Origin of the sequence: Serratia sp. L9 (assembly GCF_050632285.1) — a bacterium.
Classification (GTDB): domain Bacteria; phylum Pseudomonadota; class Gammaproteobacteria; order Enterobacterales; family Enterobacteriaceae; genus Chania.
The window spans coordinates 4521831-4536428 of the sequence record NZ_CP192591.1 but is presented as its reverse complement, the minus strand read 5'-3'; the positions used below and the strand labels follow the sequence as shown (position 1 = coordinate 4536428).

The following is a 14598-nucleotide window of genomic DNA, read 5'->3' as shown; positions in this document are numbered from 1 at the left end:
GAGGGCCAACCTGCGTGCCAGTGGTTCCGCGATGGCCATTGCCTGGTGTTTTTTAATCGCCGGTTGTGCTACCGATCGGCTTGATCTCGCCCCGGTGAATTATTCTGAACCCTGGGCCCCCAATACGGGGCCTGCAGGCTCAGGGTTTTCTGTGCCGGCTAATGCGCAAGCGGCAATACTTGCCGAGCCACCGGCTATCAAGCGTGGGCAGATTTATCAGTTGCCGCAGTTGATTGATATTGCCCAGAGCCAGAACCCGGATACCCGCATTGCCTGGCAACAGGCGCGGCAGGCTGCATTGGCGGTGGGGATGGGGGAGGCAGTGTTTTTACCGATGATTTCTGCGAGCGTGATTGGTGGCTACCAGAGTACCCATACGCCGCTGCCATACTCGTTGGGCAATCAGGATGCTATCGATACCGATGGCAGCGCTGTGGTTCCTGCTCTGGCCTTACAGTGGCTGATTTTTGATTTCGGCCAGCGCAGCGCCCTGCTTGAGGCGGCCAGAAAGAGTTCCTATGCCGCGAATGTCACTTTTAACGGCATGCACCAGAAGCTTATCTATGATGTTACGCGCGCCTATTATCTTTACGGTGCAGCGCAGGCACAGACCCGAATTGCCCGGCAGATGCAGAGTAATAGCCTGCAGATCCAGGATGCAGCCGAGCAGCGGAGAAAAACGGTATTGCCACCTCGGTAGAGGTGGCGCTGGCGCAGCAGCAGGTTGCTCAATCCGAATTGCGTCATGTTGTCGCCAGGGGGAATGAGCGCGATGCCTATCAGGCATTGCTTGGTGCGATGGGCGTTTCACCCGTGCTGGACATAAACATAGCGTATGCGGAGGCGCGGGCGTTACCGAACGCCGCCAACTCACCGACAGAGGCGATGATCAAACTGGCGCTGGCTCAACGGCCAGATGTGCTGGCCAGTTACGCCATGGCGCAAGCTGCCACAGAAGGCATCAAGGCGGCGGAGGCTGATTTCCTGCCCAAAGTTTATCTTGCCGGTGCCGTTGCCGCAGGGGATGGGCATTTTGACGTTCAAGGCCTGCCCGCCATTGGCCCACAGACTTCCTCTTCCAGCATTCTGCTGGGGGTGAGTATTCCGCTGTACGATGGTGGGTTGCGAGCGGCGCGAGTCAAAGAGGCAGAGTCCCGTGCGGCGATAGCCAGCGAAGGCTTCAAGAAAACCCAGGAGTTGGCCGTGCGTGAAATCGTGGTGGCCGCAGATACGTTGCATTCGGCGCTGGCCTCCTATCAGGCTGCGTTAAAGCTGGTGAAGACCTCTTTCATTACCTATGACGCGGCGCTGGAGTCTTACCGCAATGGCGTTGGGACGATAACCGTCGCCAATGAGGCGGCCAATACGCTCTTGAATGCTCAACAGATCAATATCGACGCCTATGCCGCCTCCCAGGTTGCGGCGGCCAACCTGGCTTTTGTAATGGGCAAGATGACCAACGAGCAGGGGTTATAAATAACATGGCCTGATACCCAGGCATAAACGCGCCTGGCATCAGGCAAAATGCACCCCGAATCGCTTGGGGTGCAGGCTTTTAAGGGGTGGCCCTGGGGCGGCTCCCTTTGATGGGAATAAAAGCGATCACCAGCGCACCCAGCACCAGAAAACCCGCGACCAGAAAGATACCGGCGTTAAAACTGCCGGTGATATCCTTGAGCCAGCCCATCAGCAACGGGCCCAATGCCGCGCCGGTCATACCGGTGGCGTTGATTACCGCGATACCGATCGCACGCGCACGCAGGCTGATGGATTGATCCGGCGTAGTCCAGAAAATCGCCATGGCAGCAAATGCGCCGGTGGACGCCATAATAATGCCCAGCAATTGCACCATGCTATGGGTGCTGAGTGCGGTGAACATCCAGCCCGCAGCGGCAAACAAATACGGCAACAGGGTGTGCAGTTTGCGCTCTTGCTTGCGGTCTGAACGTTTACTCCACCAGATCATGCCGATAATGGTACAAACCTGCGGGATCGCGCTGAGAAAACCGATGGCAATATTGCTGCTGTTTTGGTTAAAGCTTTGCAAAATCAGTGGGGTCCAAACGCTCAGTGCACTGAGCGTATTGGTCAGGCAGAAGTAGGCCAGGGTGTATAGCATAATCACCGGGGTAAACAATTCCCGCCACAGGCTGCCCTGTTGCAGCGCGCTATAGCTGGTGCTGCCCTGGGGTTGCACCAGGCTTAACTTGTCGGCCTCCATCATCTCCTGCAGGCAGGCTTTGTCATCATCGGTCAGCCATTTGGCCTTGGCCGGGCTGTCATCCAGGTAAAACCAGACTACCGCTCCCAGCAACACCGACGGGAACCCTTCCAACAGGAACAACCACTGCCAGCCTTTGAGATCCAGCAGACCATCCATACTCAGAATGTAACCGGAAGCCAGTGAACCGAGCGCCATGGTGACCGGCATGGCAATCATGAATAACGCATTGGCCCTGGCGCGATAGTAGGCGGGGAACCAGTAGGTTAAGTACAGCAACAGCCCGGGTAAAAAACCGGCTTCGGCAATACCGACCAGCATTCTCAACACGTACAGGCTGTTCGGGCCGGTGGCAAACATGGTCGCCGTTGAGGCCACTCCCCAAATCACCATGATAATCGCGATCCAGCGCCGGGCACCGACGATCCCCAACATGATATTACTGGGAATACCGCAGATCACATACATCACATAAAACAGGGTAGTCGCCAGACCAAACATGGTGCTGGTCAAGCCAAGATCTTTCCCCATGGTCAGACCGGCAAAACCTATGTTGATGCGGTCCAGATAAGAGAAAACAAACAGAATAAATAAAAATACCAGCAGCCGACGGAACAGCTTGTTAATGACGGCCTGTTGGCGGGCGTTGAGGTGCGCACTGTTTGCCGCAGGGAGCATCTGCGGGTCGCACTGAATCTGCTCAGAAGAAGGGCTACCGTTCATGGTATCTCCACATAGGAATTTCGTAGGTAATAGTTTGATTTTTTGATGAAAATGGCCATTTCCTTTACTGATATCTGCCAGCCATCCCGTCATCGTCTTTGCCCGAACCGGCACCGAAGCCTGGGCTCACTTATAGGAAGGAAAGGTTTCGGCGAGCAACAGATTTTTCAGAAACGATACAAAAATGTTAACTGTGTTACAATTTTGTATCATATTTGTGCGATATTCGGCCATGACAAGCTTGCGATCGTCAAATGAGCCTCACTCCACGTGCGAGGGGTCAGGCTGCAACTTGAGATTCATCAGGTATAATCACCGGCTAACTACCTCCCTCAGTAAGGAAAATGATGAGTAAAACGCCAGAGAGTCTGCCGCAGGAGGATCCGGTTTTTCACCGTGAAGAGTTTCCGTTTTACTGGATTGTCAATGTCTATGCGCGTTATACGCAAATCATGGAAGTCACGCTCAAAAAGGTGCAGTTAGACGTTTCCCGCTTTCGGGTGCTGATTATCACCCACCAATATGGCACGGCCAGCATCTCGCAGATTTCTGAATATGCGATGGCTAAAATGCCTACGGTCACCAAGATTGTCGGTCGGCTGCGCGAGGATGGGTTGGTTACGACTCTCAGCAGTGAACGGGATGCGCGTGTGACCGAAGTGACGCTTACCGCGGCCGGAAAGGCTAAGGTGGAAGCGGCACAATTACTGACTCAAAAGGTGTTTCAAAAGGCGTTCCGTGGGATGACTGCGGCGCAGATAGAGAAAATGAACCAGTCTCTGGGGCGGGTTATGGCAAATCTCAACGATCTGTAACGAGCTGCGCAGTACCCCGATTGCAAAACTGTGATCTGGGCAGGGATACCTTATTTAACTGGCTGTAAATAAATCATTTATTAGAAAACCGCCCGGGCATGCCCGGGCGGTTTTTTTATCGGTAAATTTCCGGTTTTTTGAGTTTATTCATGGTGATAGGTAATTAACCATTCATTTGGCAATGTTTATTAATTGTTATCACTTGGTGTATTTTATGTGAAAAATTACTTGAATATTCATCTAAATCAGCCATGATGAATTTATCAGCGGTCAGGGTAAAAAATGTACATGTCATTATTCTAAAAATAGATACATTTTTTTGTATAAAGGATTCAATAATGAACCATTTATGTGAGAGCAATGCCTACATTAAGAAATTTACCCTTGGGCAAGGTGACCTGTCCTTCGCGGTGAAAGATACGCTTGATGTGGCAGGCCACGCCACGCAGGCAGGTTGCCGGGCGTTGGCATCGGCCCCTCCGGCACTGCGCCACGCTCAAGTGGTGGAAACCCTGTTAAATCAGCACTGCTTTCTGACCGGTAAAACCACGCTGCATGAACTGGCGTTTGGGGTTACCGGCATCAATCCTTGGAGCGGCACGCCGCTGAATCCACAATATCCGCAACTGATCCCCGGTGGCTCCTCCAGCGGTTCGGCAGCGGCAGTGGCGGCCGGTGAGGTGGATTTCGCCATCGGCACCGATACCGGGGGATCAGTGCGAATGCCTGCGGCCTGCTGTGGGGTTCTGGGGTTGAAACCCACCTACGGCATACTGAGCCGCCAGGGGGTTATGCCCCCAACCAGTTCGCTCGATTGTGTCGGCCTGTTTGCCCGCGAAGCAGACGTATTGCGCCAGGTGCTAAATCGCCTTGCCGTTCCAACGGCGAAGGAACTGCCTGAGTTGCCCACTGTCGGGCTGATCGCTGCCGCAACGCCACGTATTGATGCATTGATTTATCAGGTGCTGGTGCAGGCCAAGGTTGTGTTGCATCCCGTCGTTCTGCCGGAACTTGACGAGGCTTATCAGGCCGGAGTGACCCTTATTGGCCATGAAAACTGGCAGGCTTTCCATTCCCTGCTTGGGGTGGGAGGGGTCTCTGAGGATGTTGCCAGCCGTATCCGGGCCGGTTCAACGGTGAGCGCCAGCCAGCTAGCGCAGGCCGAGCAGGTGCGGCAACGCTTCAGCGAACGGCTGGATACCTTGTTGGCCAGCACGCCGCTGCTGGCGTTGGCCACCTTACCCGATTTACCCCCGCGGCTGGCAGAGGCCAGCGATCCGTTAAGCGTGGTCAGCATGACCAGACTGGTACGCCCGTTCAATCTCAGTGGGCACCCGGCGATCTCTATACCTGTTGGCGAGCTTGATGGCCGCCCGGTGGCGCTGCAACTGGTGGCCAACAAGAACCAGGACGGCCTGCTGGTTGAAGCGGCGGCCTACCTGCAAGCCAGGCTGTGTCGCTGACGGCGATAGCCCGGATCTGATTCACCCGGTTCGATTCACACACTCAGTAAGCACGGCTCACTGTGGCGGCGTTCTGCTGCCCGCGTGCCGCAAAAATAACTCGGGAGGAAGCCATGTCAGCCTTACATATCCGTGAAGATATCGCTCCGTTGCTGGGAGATATCGCTGCCCGCAGCGTCGATTTTGAACATCAGCGCCATATTTCCGACGACATCATCGCCCGCTTTAAACAGATCGGGGTTTATCGCGCGTTGGTGCCCAAAGCCTATGGTGGCGACGAATGTTCCCCGGCCCAGTTTTGCGAGTTGATCGAACAAATCGCCACTGCCGATGGTTCAGCAGGCTGGGTAGCCAGCTTTGGTATGAGCCCGTTTTATCTCGGGGCGCTGCCGCCAGATACCTTGAAAGCACTTTACCGCGATGGTCCGGATGTGGTGTTTGCCGGAGGTATTTTCCCGCCCCAGCGTGCGCCGCAGGTAGACGGTGGCTACCGGGTCACTGGCCGCTGGAGTTTTGCCAGCGGTTGTCTGGGAGCGTCGGTGTTTGGCGTGGGGATCCTGCCGGAAGGCGGGCAGCCGCTACCACGTATGGCGGTGCTGCCACCCGGCAGCGTCCAGATCGATCCCACCTGGAACACCGTGGGGCTGGCTGGCACCGGCAGCCACGATCTGGTGATAAACGATGTGTTTGTCCCCCAGGAGTGGAGCTTTATCCGAGGAGCGGCGCTCAACCTGGAAGGCGCGCTGTACCGCTACCCGGTGTTATCCCTGGCGACTCAGGTGTTGTCTGTAGTGGCGCTTGGCGTTGCCCGTGCCGCACTCAATGAAATCTATGCCATTGCCCATAACCAGCAGTCGGTTACCGGTGCGCCGCGCCTGGCAGAACGGCAGCAGGCACAGATGCAGATTGCGCGCAGTGAGGCTGAACTGCGTTCTGCCCGTGCCTGGTTCTATCAGGCGATAGATGACGTCTGGCAAAAGCTGCTGGCGGGTGACGAGGCTGCTTGCCCGCAGATCAATGCGCTGCGCCTTTCCGCCACCCATGCCACCCGGGTGGCGGCAGAGGTGACCCGCCAGGCGTTGGCACTTAATGGCATGGGCGGGATTGTCCTGACCAGCCCGCTACAGCGCTATGTCCGCGACACCCTGGTAATAACCCAACACGCCTTTATGGGCGATCTCTCTTATATCAATGCCGGTACGGTGTTTTTTGGCGGTAAGCCGCTGCCGGGTTATCTGTGATTATGACTGAAAAAAGGAACCATCAATGAGCCAATCAAACCCTCTGCGGGTGCTGTTTTGCATCGGCGTAAATCAGAATTTCTTTGATGCCACCGGCCCCGAGGCCAAGCAGGTGTGGCAAGCCTTTGGCGTGATGATGAAGGGGATGGCGGAAACGCCGGGGATCCGGGTGATCGGCAATATGGACGACGACCAGATCATGGTCGGGCCATCGCCGGGCTGGCCTTGGACCACTTACGTATTGGCCGACGCCGATACGTTGGCATGCGTCAGTGCAGTCTGCAACCTGTTCCGCTCCACGCCGGTCGGCGATGGCACTTATAAATTATGGAAGTATTGCAAGATCGAGGCTCGCGTAGGCCGTGAGCTGATTATTCAGCACTAACGGAGCCGGTTATGAACTTACAGGACCATCAGCGTTTACAGCAGTTGGAAGATCAGCAGGCGGTGCGGGTGTGTATCAGCGACTACATGCGCCTGTGTGACGATCTCAACAGCCAGGAAAACGCGCAGGCCATTGGCGCATTGTTTACTGCGGATGCTTGCTGGGAAGGTGTTGGTCATCCTTATGCCGCCCGGCTTGGGGTTCATCGGGGCCGCGGCGCCATAGTGACCATGATGCAGCGTTACGCTCGCCAACCGGCGCACTTTGCCATGAATGCTCATTTCCTCTGCTCAGAGGCGATTAATCATGAGCAATCAGGGGGTTGCGTGGCCGCTGGCTGATGCTGCAGACCTCGGCATTCAGCGCCGGGGGCGCACACCTGAATGCGGCGGAGATTATGGCCTGGTTTGTCCGTGTGGGAACCGCCATGCGAATGGCGCATTTTACCACCCGCAACCTGTTCAGCCGACCCGTGGATCACTGGAACAGTGCGCAGGAATTACCGATACCCCTGCAGGAGAAAGGCCATGAATTGTAACAACAGCATCCAGGTAAAAAACCTGGAGGTGACAGCTCATACCACGCCAGGCCATGCCGAGATTGCTGACTTAGTGAAAGCCGATCGGGTGCACACCTCGCTATATACCTCGGCTGAGCTGTTTGAACTGGAACTGGACAGGATCTTCAGCAAAACCTGGGTGTGGGTGGCACACGTCAGTGAAGTGCCGGAAACCGGTAACTTTAAAACCAGCGAAATCGGTACCCAGCCGGTGATCGTGGTACGCGATCGCAAAGGCGAAATCCATACGTTGCTTAACCGTTGCCGCCACCGGGCCGCCACGGTCTGCGAGCATCGCAGTGGCAAAACCAATAGCTTTGTTTGCCCCTATCACGGCTGGGGCTACGCACTGGACGGCAGCCTGCGCGGTGTACCGCATCCCGAAAGTTATGCTGACCAGTTAGAGAAGGGGGAACTGGGGCTGGTACGACTGCGTACCGAACAGTATGGCGGCATGGTATTTGCGACCTTCAATCAGGAGATCGAACCGCTGGACGACTATCTTGGGGCGGCCAAAAAGTGGATCGATCTGTTTATGAAGCAGGGCGCAGGCTACCCGATAAAAACTGGCCCGGCGCACCGTTTCCGCTTCCCCGGCAATTGGAAAATCCAACTGGAAAACACCACCGACGGCTATCACTTCCCGGTAGTGCATCGCTCCTTTTTGAGCTCGGTGAATAAACAGACCGAAGAGATGCTCAACTTTGTCGGCGGCAGCGGCTATGTCGAAGACCTGGGCAATGGTCACAGCGTGATGGTGATGATCCCGGAATTGGTCGATCTGGAAACCAATCTTGATGCGCCGATCCCCGATCGTTTTGTCGAGCTGGCGCAAGCGCTGCGCGAGGATCATGACGAGTTGCAGGTACGCCGCATAGTGCGTGCGGTGGGCGGTTCCGGTTTCAACCTGAATATCTTCCCTAATATTGCCTGTTCGATGGCATTTTTCCGGGTGTTACAGCCGTTATCGGTTAATGAAACCGAGATCCACCACGCGGTGATCACCATGGATGGCGGGCCAGAGATTGCCAACCAGGCACGCTTGCGTATGCATGAGCATTTCCAGGGGCCGATGGGCTTTGGTACGCCGGACGATTCGGAAGCATGGGAGCGGGTGCAGCGCGGTGCCACTGCCGGGGATGAGCTGTGGATTATGCTCAACCGGGGGCTGGCGGGTGAACAGCCAACCGCAGACGGTTTACGCAGCGATGTCAGCGCAGAAACCGGCATGCGTGCCGCTTACCAGATGTGGAAAAAACTGATGACGGAGACCCAAGATGGAAGCCTCTAACGCCGTGCTGTTTGACGCTATCGCGCTGATTAACCTGGAAGGGGATCTGCTGGACCAGGGGGATTTCAACACCTGGCTGGAACTTTGGCAGCCGGAAGGGCTGTATGTGATCCCCATTGATCCGCAGGAAACCGATTTTAAAAACAGCCTTAACTACGCCTATGACGATCATCACATGCGGGCCAAACGGGTGCATCGCCTCTACAGCGGAGAGTCCATTTCCACCACGCCGCGCGCCCGCACGCTGCGAACGCTTTCGCGCTTTCGCCTGCTGGCCGCCGACCACAATCAGGCCGTGGTGCGCTGCGCCCAGTCGCTGTGGGAACACCGTAAAGGCAGCAGCCGCCACTATGCCGCCGATATCACTTATCAACTGCAGCGGCAGGGCAGCCAGTGGATGATCGCGCAAAAGGTGATCCGCCTGATCAACAGTGACGACGTGCTGCACAGCATTGGCTACATCCTGTAAGGAGACACTATGACACAGACCGCATTAGTGACCGGGGCCGCCAGTGGCCTGGGCAATGCCATCGCCCGCCATCTGTTGCAGTTGGGCTATCAACTGGTTTTGACCGATGTCGATGCCGCACGGGCGCAGCAGGCAGCCGATCTGCTGGATAACGGCAGAGAGCGGGTGTTGGCGCTGGGGCTGGATATCCGCCAGCAGCCAGATTTTGAAAACGCTCTGGCGGCAACCCTTGCGCGTTTTGGCAGCCTGGAGGTGCTGGTCAACAACGCCGCGTTGACCCTGGCGACCCCGGTGATGGAGATCGGCGCCGATGAGTTTGATCGGGTGATCACCACCAATCTGCGTGGCACTTTTGTCAGTTGCCAAACCCTGGGGCGCTATTTTGCCCAGCGGGGCTACGGCCGCATTATCAACCTGGCCTCGCTGGCAGGGCAAAATGGCGGCACCGCGTCGGGTGCGCACTATGCCGCCTCAAAGGGCGGCATCCTCACGTTGACCAAAGTATTTGCCCGCGAGCTGAGCCAATCCGGGGTGACCGTCAATGCGATTGCCCCAGGGCCGATGGATTTACCTTCGGTTCACGCCCTGGTTCCTGAAGAGAAACTGGCGGGACTGGTGCAGATGATCCCGGTCGGCAAGCTGGGTGATGCAGAGTTTGTGGCGCAGGCTGTTGCGCTGTTGGCGTCGCCACAGGCGGCATTTGTCACTGGTGCTACCTGGGATATTAACGGTGGCTTGTTTATGCGCTGAGGCGTGCGGGGGTCGATATGTTGCAATTACGCGTGGTTGCCCGGCAAATACGGGGGATGTTGTCCTGCTGACGTTGTGCCGGCCAGATGGGGGAGCGCTGCCGCCTTTCCAGGCCGGTGCGCACCTGGATCTGCATTTGGGGCATAACCTGGTGCGTCCTTATTCGCTGTACGGCGATCCTGCCGATCGCCACCACTACCAACTGGGGATCCTGAAGGCGGCGCAGTCGCAAGGGGGATCGCTGGCCGCGCATGCTTTACAACTGGGGGATGAGGTGTGGGTGGGGGAGCCGCGTAACCTGTTTGCGCTGGAGATGGGGGCCAAACATAGCCTGCTGATTGGCGGCGGCATCGGAATTACGCCGATATTGGCGATGGCGGCAACGCTACAGGCCGCTGGCCGCTCCTTTAGCCTGCATTATTGCGCCCGAACCCGCCAGCAGGCGGCATTTGTTGCCGCTTTGGCGCAGTCCTCTTATGCCAGCCGAGTACGGCTGTATTTTAGTGACGAGCAGCGTCTGGCGCTTGATTCGGTGCTGGCCGATGTGCCGGAGAATACCCATGTTTATGTTTGTGGCCCGGCACGGCTGATGGACGCGGTTACCGCGCAGGCCAGCGCCCTGGGTTATCGCCGCGAGCAGATCCATCAGGAATGTTTTGCTGCCGAGGGGGCAACACAGGGCGCGGCCTTTGATGTGACCATCGCCAGCAGTGGCCTGCGTGTGCGGGTTGCAGAGAACCAGAGCATCGTCGAGGCGTTAGCGCTGAATGGCCTGAAACTGTGCGTCTCCTGCAAGCAGGGCATCTGCGGCAGTTGCCTGACCGACGTACTGGAAGGGGAACCGGATCACCGCGATAGCTATCTGACCGAGGAAGAGAGGGCGGCTAACCGCCTGATCCTGCCTTGTTGTTCAAGGGCGAAAAGCTCACACCTGCTGCTCGATTTATAAGGGGACCTGAAGATGCTGCAAACTGAATTTCGCAATGCCATGGCGCAATTGGGCAGCGCCGTCTCGGTGATCACCACCGATGGCCCAGCAGGGAAATATGGCTTCACTGCCTCGGCGGTCTGTAGCGTAACCGACCAACCGCCGACCTTACTGGTATGTATGAACCGTAACTCGTTTGCCAATCTGCATTTCAAACAGAACGGCAGGCTGTGTGTGAATGTCCTTTCCAGCAACCACCGTGATTTGTCCGGGATTTTTGCCAACGCCAGCCTGCGCTCGGAGCAGCGGTTTCGCCATGACAGCTGGCAAGTGTTGGCCACTGGCGCGCCGGTGCTGGATTCGGCAGCCGCCAACTTTGACTGTGAGATAAATGACTGCCATGAGGTTGGCAGCCACACGGTATTTTACTGCCAGGTAAAGGCGGTGCGGATCAGCGAATGCCCGCGCGGGTTGGTGTATTTCAATCGCCGCTATTATGACCTGGCGGAGGAATAAGAGAGTAAGGCACCTGCTTATCTGAAATTACCGATCTTCCCGTGGTTCGTATCCCGCCCCTACGCATAAAGACGGGCGATGCCGTTTCTGGCCGGCACGGCCCATTGATCGGTTCAGTCCCCTCTCCCAGCGGGAGAGGGGCGTCACCAGAGTGCAATTGGCATTAGCTTACAGCTTAACAATCTCCACCAGGTTGGTATGTTGCGGGTTGCCCTTGGCCAGAGGGGAAGGGCGATGGTGGGTCAGGATATTCACGCTGCCGCCGTGATCGACCTTATCGCCAAACATATCGGCCGCCAGCCAGGCACCCTGGCCCATAGCGGTGACGCCGGGCATGATCCTCGGGGTGACTTTGGCCTGGATCAGCGTTTCGCCCCGGCCATTGAATACCCGGACCTTATCGCCATTGTTGATGCCGCGGGCCTGGGCATCGAGGGTATTGATCCACACCTCCTGCGGGCAGGCCTGCTGCAATACATCGATATTGCCGTAGCTGGAGTGCGTTCTGGCCTTGTAATGGTAACCAAACAGCTGTAGCGGGTATTGGCTGCTCAGTGGATCTTCCCAGCCTTCAAAACCGGCCGCATACACTGGCAGCGGGTGGATCACATCTTCTTTGGCCAATTCCCAGGTGGCGGCAATCTCAGCCAGCCGTTCTGAGTAAATCTCAATCTTGCCCGATGGTGTTTTCAGCGGATTGGCCTGCGGATCCTGGCGGAACTCCTTGAATGCCACCACATGCTCTTCCGGGCATTTACGCTTATAAATGCCGACGGTTTTCATCTCCTGGTAACTTGGCATCTCTGGGTTGCGCTCGCGGGTTTTCTCGCACAGGTATTCGATCCACTGCTGTTGGTTGCGGCCCTCGGTGAAGGTCGCTTCAGGTTCTGTGCCAAGCCGTTTGGCCACCTCGGAAAGGATGTCATAAATCGGGCGGCGTTCAAACTTGCTGGAGGTCGCAGGCTGGCCGAGGATCACATAACCCATGTTGCCCGCCGACTCGTGGGAAATCAGATCTTCCTGTTCGGTCGGCATCAGGTCGGGCAGCAGGATGTCGCAATACTTGGCGGAGGAGGTCATAAAATGCTCGATGCCAACGATCATCTCACACTTGCTGTCGTCTTGCAGGATCTGGTGGGTGCGGCTGATATCGCCATGCTGATTGATCAAGGTATTACTGGCGTAACACCAGATAAACTTGATCGGTACATCCAGCTTGTCTTTGCCACGAATGCCGTCACGTTTGGCAGTCATTTCCGGGCCACGGATGATGGCATCGGTCCAGGTAAACACCGAGATCTTGGCCTGCACCGGGTTGGTCAGCATATCGAACCATTCCACGCCGAGATCAAACGAGCCTTCACGGCAGCCGGTATTGCCACCGTTAATGCCCACGTTGCCGGTCAGGATCGGCAACATGGCGATTGCCCGGGCGGTCTGTTCACCATTGGCGTGGCGCTGTGGCCCCCAACCCTGGCAGATATAGGCCGGCTTGGTCATGCCGATTTCACGCGCCAACTGGATGATGGTGGTGGTGGGAATGCCGGTGATCCGTGCCGCCCATTCGGGGGTTTTGGCAACCCCATCATCGCCCTGGCCAAGGATATAGGCCTTATAGTGGCCGTTTTTTGGCGCACTGGCGGGCAGGGTTTTTTCATCGTAACCCACGCAGTAGTTATCCAGGAATGGCTGGTCCACCAGGTTTTCGGTGATCAGGACATAAGCCAGGCCGGCCACCAGTGCCGCATCTGTTCCTGGGCGGATCGGCACCCATTGGTCCTCACGCCCCCCGGCGGTGTCGGTATAGCGTGGATCGATCACAATCATCCGGGCGTTGGAACGCTCTCTGGCCTGTTCCAGATAATAGGTGACGCCTGCGCCACTCATGCGGGTTTCTGCCGGGTTATTGCCGAACAGCACCACCAGTTTACTGTTGGCGATATCATCCGGGCTGTTACCCTGTTGCGCGCCGTACAGATAGGGCATGGCCGCAGTGATCTGCGCGGTGCTGTAGCTACCGTAGCGGCTGAGGAAACCGCCGCAGGAGTTCATCAGGCGGTAAGGAACGTTGGAGTTGGTGATATTGCCGCCATCCACGCCGGTTCCGTACAGCACATGCACCGCCTCATTGCCATATTGCTCGAGCGTTTGTTTCAGCTTGCCGCTGATGGTATCCAGCGCTTCCTCCCAACTGATGCGCTTGAATTTGCCTTCGCCGCGTTTCCCGACGCGTTTCATCGGGTACTTCAGGCGATCTGGATGGTTCATCCGGCGGCGGATTGAGCGCCCGCGCAGGCAGGCGCGTAACTGATGGTTGCCATATTCATCATTACCGGTGTGGTCGGTTTCCACCCAGTAGACCTCATCATCGCGCACATGCAGGCGCAGCGCGCAACGGCTGCCGCAGTTAACGGTGCAAGAACTCCAGACCACTTTATCTGGCTGAGCACTGGCCGTTTGCCCTTGCTCGGCAGCCTGAATTTTGCGAAAAGGCAGCACCAGGCCTGAAGTGGCAGCCAGCAAACAGCCAGTGGCGGTACCTGTTTTGATCAGTTTGCGGCGGGTGATGGTGTGGTGGAGCAGACTTGGATCCTGGATATCATTGATATTCATAACGGCTATCCCTGTTCTGGCCTATCCCAATTAGGCGCTGGTCAATGCCATTTCGGACTCGCTAGCGCTCAGATTGCGATTGCTGTCCAGACTGCCTGTCACTTTGGGAGCGTTTTATGCCAGGCGATAGCAACTAAATTCATTAATTCTTTTAACATATAAGCGCTATGTTAATTGTCGTAAACAACTGAGAAGTGAAGTTAATCATTATTAAATATCTTTAAAAAGAGCGTTATTAATATTGCCATTTGTTAGGTTGACTTTCCTTTGTCGATAATAATTCAACCTTCTATTACCTCTTTGTGATTATACCCCGTTAATGCCAGTAATGTTTGCTTGAGGTCAATTTTTAGCTATGGATTATGTAATAAATCAAGCATATCTCCAGCCAATGGATGAGTAGATGGAGCAAGATAATACGGGCTTGCAGGCGAGATCTTGCCGGGTTAAGCCACGGCGGGACGGAGAGAGGCAAACTTTGTTGGATGAGAAAAACAATAGGAATGCGATTGCGATAGGCAATAGTTAATTAATGATAATCATTGCTTTATGGATGCCTGGAATATTCCGACAGGAGAGGTAATGAGAGCTATTTTTATTTAATAAATAACACTAGTACAGTTC

General features: G+C 56.1%; 13 protein-coding genes and 1 pseudogene. 12 read left to right on the top strand and 2 right to left on the bottom strand.

Annotated elements, in window-relative coordinates; all coding sequences use genetic code 11:
• Positions 1-31 precede the first annotated feature (31 nt).
• Positions 32-1476: pseudogene (locus ACQ86O_RS21695) on the top strand (TolC family protein).
• Positions 1477-1555: 79 nt separating this feature from the next.
• Here ACQ86O_RS21695 and hpaX read toward each other — a convergent pair.
• A complete protein-coding gene (gene hpaX, locus ACQ86O_RS21690; RefSeq protein WP_431225799.1) occupies positions 1556-2899 on the bottom strand; it encodes a 4-hydroxyphenylacetate permease in 1344 nt (447 codons plus the stop codon).
• A gap of 392 nt (positions 2900-3291) precedes the next feature.
• Between hpaX and ACQ86O_RS21685 the strand changes: the two genes are divergently transcribed.
• From ACQ86O_RS21685 to ACQ86O_RS21635, 11 genes are all read left to right on the top strand, one after another.
• Positions 3292-3759: a MarR family winged helix-turn-helix transcriptional regulator gene (locus ACQ86O_RS21685; RefSeq protein WP_431225798.1), complete on the top strand. Its 468-nt coding sequence runs from the start codon at positions 3292-3294 to the stop codon at positions 3757-3759.
• Positions 3760-4097: 338 nt separating this feature from the next.
• Entirely contained in the window at positions 4098-5222 is a 1125-nt protein-coding gene (locus tag ACQ86O_RS21680) for an amidase family protein (protein WP_431222812.1), read from the top strand.
• Between the two features lie 113 nt (positions 5223-5335).
• Complete coding sequence (locus ACQ86O_RS21675; RefSeq protein ID WP_431222811.1) at positions 5336-6463, top strand: acyl-CoA dehydrogenase family protein; 1128 nt, start codon at positions 5336-5338, stop codon at positions 6461-6463.
• A gap of 25 nt (positions 6464-6488) precedes the next feature.
• On the top strand, positions 6489-6848 hold the full coding sequence (locus ACQ86O_RS21670) for an IacB protein (RefSeq protein WP_431222810.1): 360 nt from the start codon (positions 6489-6491) through the stop codon (positions 6846-6848).
• A gap of 11 nt (positions 6849-6859) precedes the next feature.
• Positions 6860-7189: a nuclear transport factor 2 family protein gene (locus ACQ86O_RS21665; protein WP_431222809.1), complete on the top strand. Its 330-nt coding sequence runs from the start codon at positions 6860-6862 to the stop codon at positions 7187-7189.
• The gene (locus ACQ86O_RS21660) at positions 7171-7386 is read left to right on the top strand and encodes a hypothetical protein (protein WP_431222808.1); all 216 of its coding nucleotides are present in this window, start codon (positions 7171-7173) and stop codon (positions 7384-7386) included. Before ACQ86O_RS21665 ends, ACQ86O_RS21660 begins: the two co-directional genes overlap by 19 nt.
• Complete coding sequence (locus tag ACQ86O_RS21655; RefSeq protein WP_431222807.1) at positions 7376-8698, top strand: aromatic ring-hydroxylating oxygenase subunit alpha; 1323 nt, start codon at positions 7376-7378, stop codon at positions 8696-8698. The genes ACQ86O_RS21660 and ACQ86O_RS21655 overlap by 11 nt, the downstream gene beginning before the upstream one ends.
• Positions 8685-9167 carry an aromatic-ring-hydroxylating dioxygenase subunit beta gene (locus tag ACQ86O_RS21650; protein ID WP_431222806.1) on the top strand — a complete coding sequence of 161 codons (483 nt, stop codon included), beginning with the start codon at positions 8685-8687 and terminating at the stop codon, positions 9165-9167. The genes ACQ86O_RS21655 and ACQ86O_RS21650 overlap by 14 nt, the downstream gene beginning before the upstream one ends.
• A 9-nt stretch (positions 9168-9176) precedes the next feature.
• Complete coding sequence (locus ACQ86O_RS21645; protein WP_431222805.1) at positions 9177-9917, top strand: SDR family NAD(P)-dependent oxidoreductase; 741 nt, start codon at positions 9177-9179, stop codon at positions 9915-9917.
• Entirely contained in the window at positions 9898-10866 is a 969-nt protein-coding gene (locus ACQ86O_RS21640) for a PDR/VanB family oxidoreductase (RefSeq protein ID WP_431222804.1), read from the top strand. Before ACQ86O_RS21645 ends, ACQ86O_RS21640 begins: the two co-directional genes overlap by 20 nt.
• Positions 10867-10878: 12 nt before the next feature.
• Entirely contained in the window at positions 10879-11361 is a 483-nt protein-coding gene (locus tag ACQ86O_RS21635; RefSeq protein WP_431222803.1) for a flavin reductase, read from the top strand.
• 168 nt (positions 11362-11529) lie between these two features.
• On the opposite strand, the gene ynfF is transcribed toward ACQ86O_RS21635, so the two are convergent.
• Positions 11530-13974, bottom strand: a complete 2445-nt coding sequence (gene ynfF / locus ACQ86O_RS21630; RefSeq protein WP_431222802.1) for a selenate/tellurate reductase subunit YnfF — start codon at positions 13972-13974, stop codon at positions 11530-11532.
• Positions 13975-14598 lie beyond the last annotated feature (624 nt).

Bases quoted from the DNA above. Each gene is read 5' to 3' on its own strand.
- hpaX (WP_431225799.1), bottom strand. From the start codon at position 2,899: ATGCTCCCTGCGGCAAACAGTGCGCACCTCAACGCCCGCCAACAGGCC.
- ACQ86O_RS21685 (WP_431225798.1), top strand. From the start codon at position 3,292: ATGAGTAAAACGCCAGAGAGTCTGCCGCAGGAGGATCCGGTTTTTCAC.
- ACQ86O_RS21680 (WP_431222812.1), top strand. From the start codon at position 4,098: ATGAACCATTTATGTGAGAGCAATGCCTACATTAAGAAATTTACCCTT.
- ACQ86O_RS21675 (WP_431222811.1), top strand. From the start codon at position 5,336: ATGTCAGCCTTACATATCCGTGAAGATATCGCTCCGTTGCTGGGAGAT.
- ACQ86O_RS21670 (WP_431222810.1), top strand. From the start codon at position 6,489: ATGAGCCAATCAAACCCTCTGCGGGTGCTGTTTTGCATCGGCGTAAAT.
- ACQ86O_RS21665 (WP_431222809.1), top strand. From the start codon at position 6,860: ATGAACTTACAGGACCATCAGCGTTTACAGCAGTTGGAAGATCAGCAG.
- ACQ86O_RS21655 (WP_431222807.1), top strand. From the start codon at position 7,376: ATGAATTGTAACAACAGCATCCAGGTAAAAAACCTGGAGGTGACAGCT.
- ACQ86O_RS21650 (WP_431222806.1), top strand. From the start codon at position 8,685: ATGGAAGCCTCTAACGCCGTGCTGTTTGACGCTATCGCGCTGATTAAC.
- ACQ86O_RS21645 (WP_431222805.1), top strand. From the start codon at position 9,177: ATGACACAGACCGCATTAGTGACCGGGGCCGCCAGTGGCCTGGGCAAT.
- ACQ86O_RS21635 (WP_431222803.1), top strand. From the start codon at position 10,879: ATGCTGCAAACTGAATTTCGCAATGCCATGGCGCAATTGGGCAGCGCC.
- ynfF (WP_431222802.1), bottom strand. From the start codon at position 13,974: ATGAATATCAATGATATCCAGGATCCAAGTCTGCTCCACCACACCATC.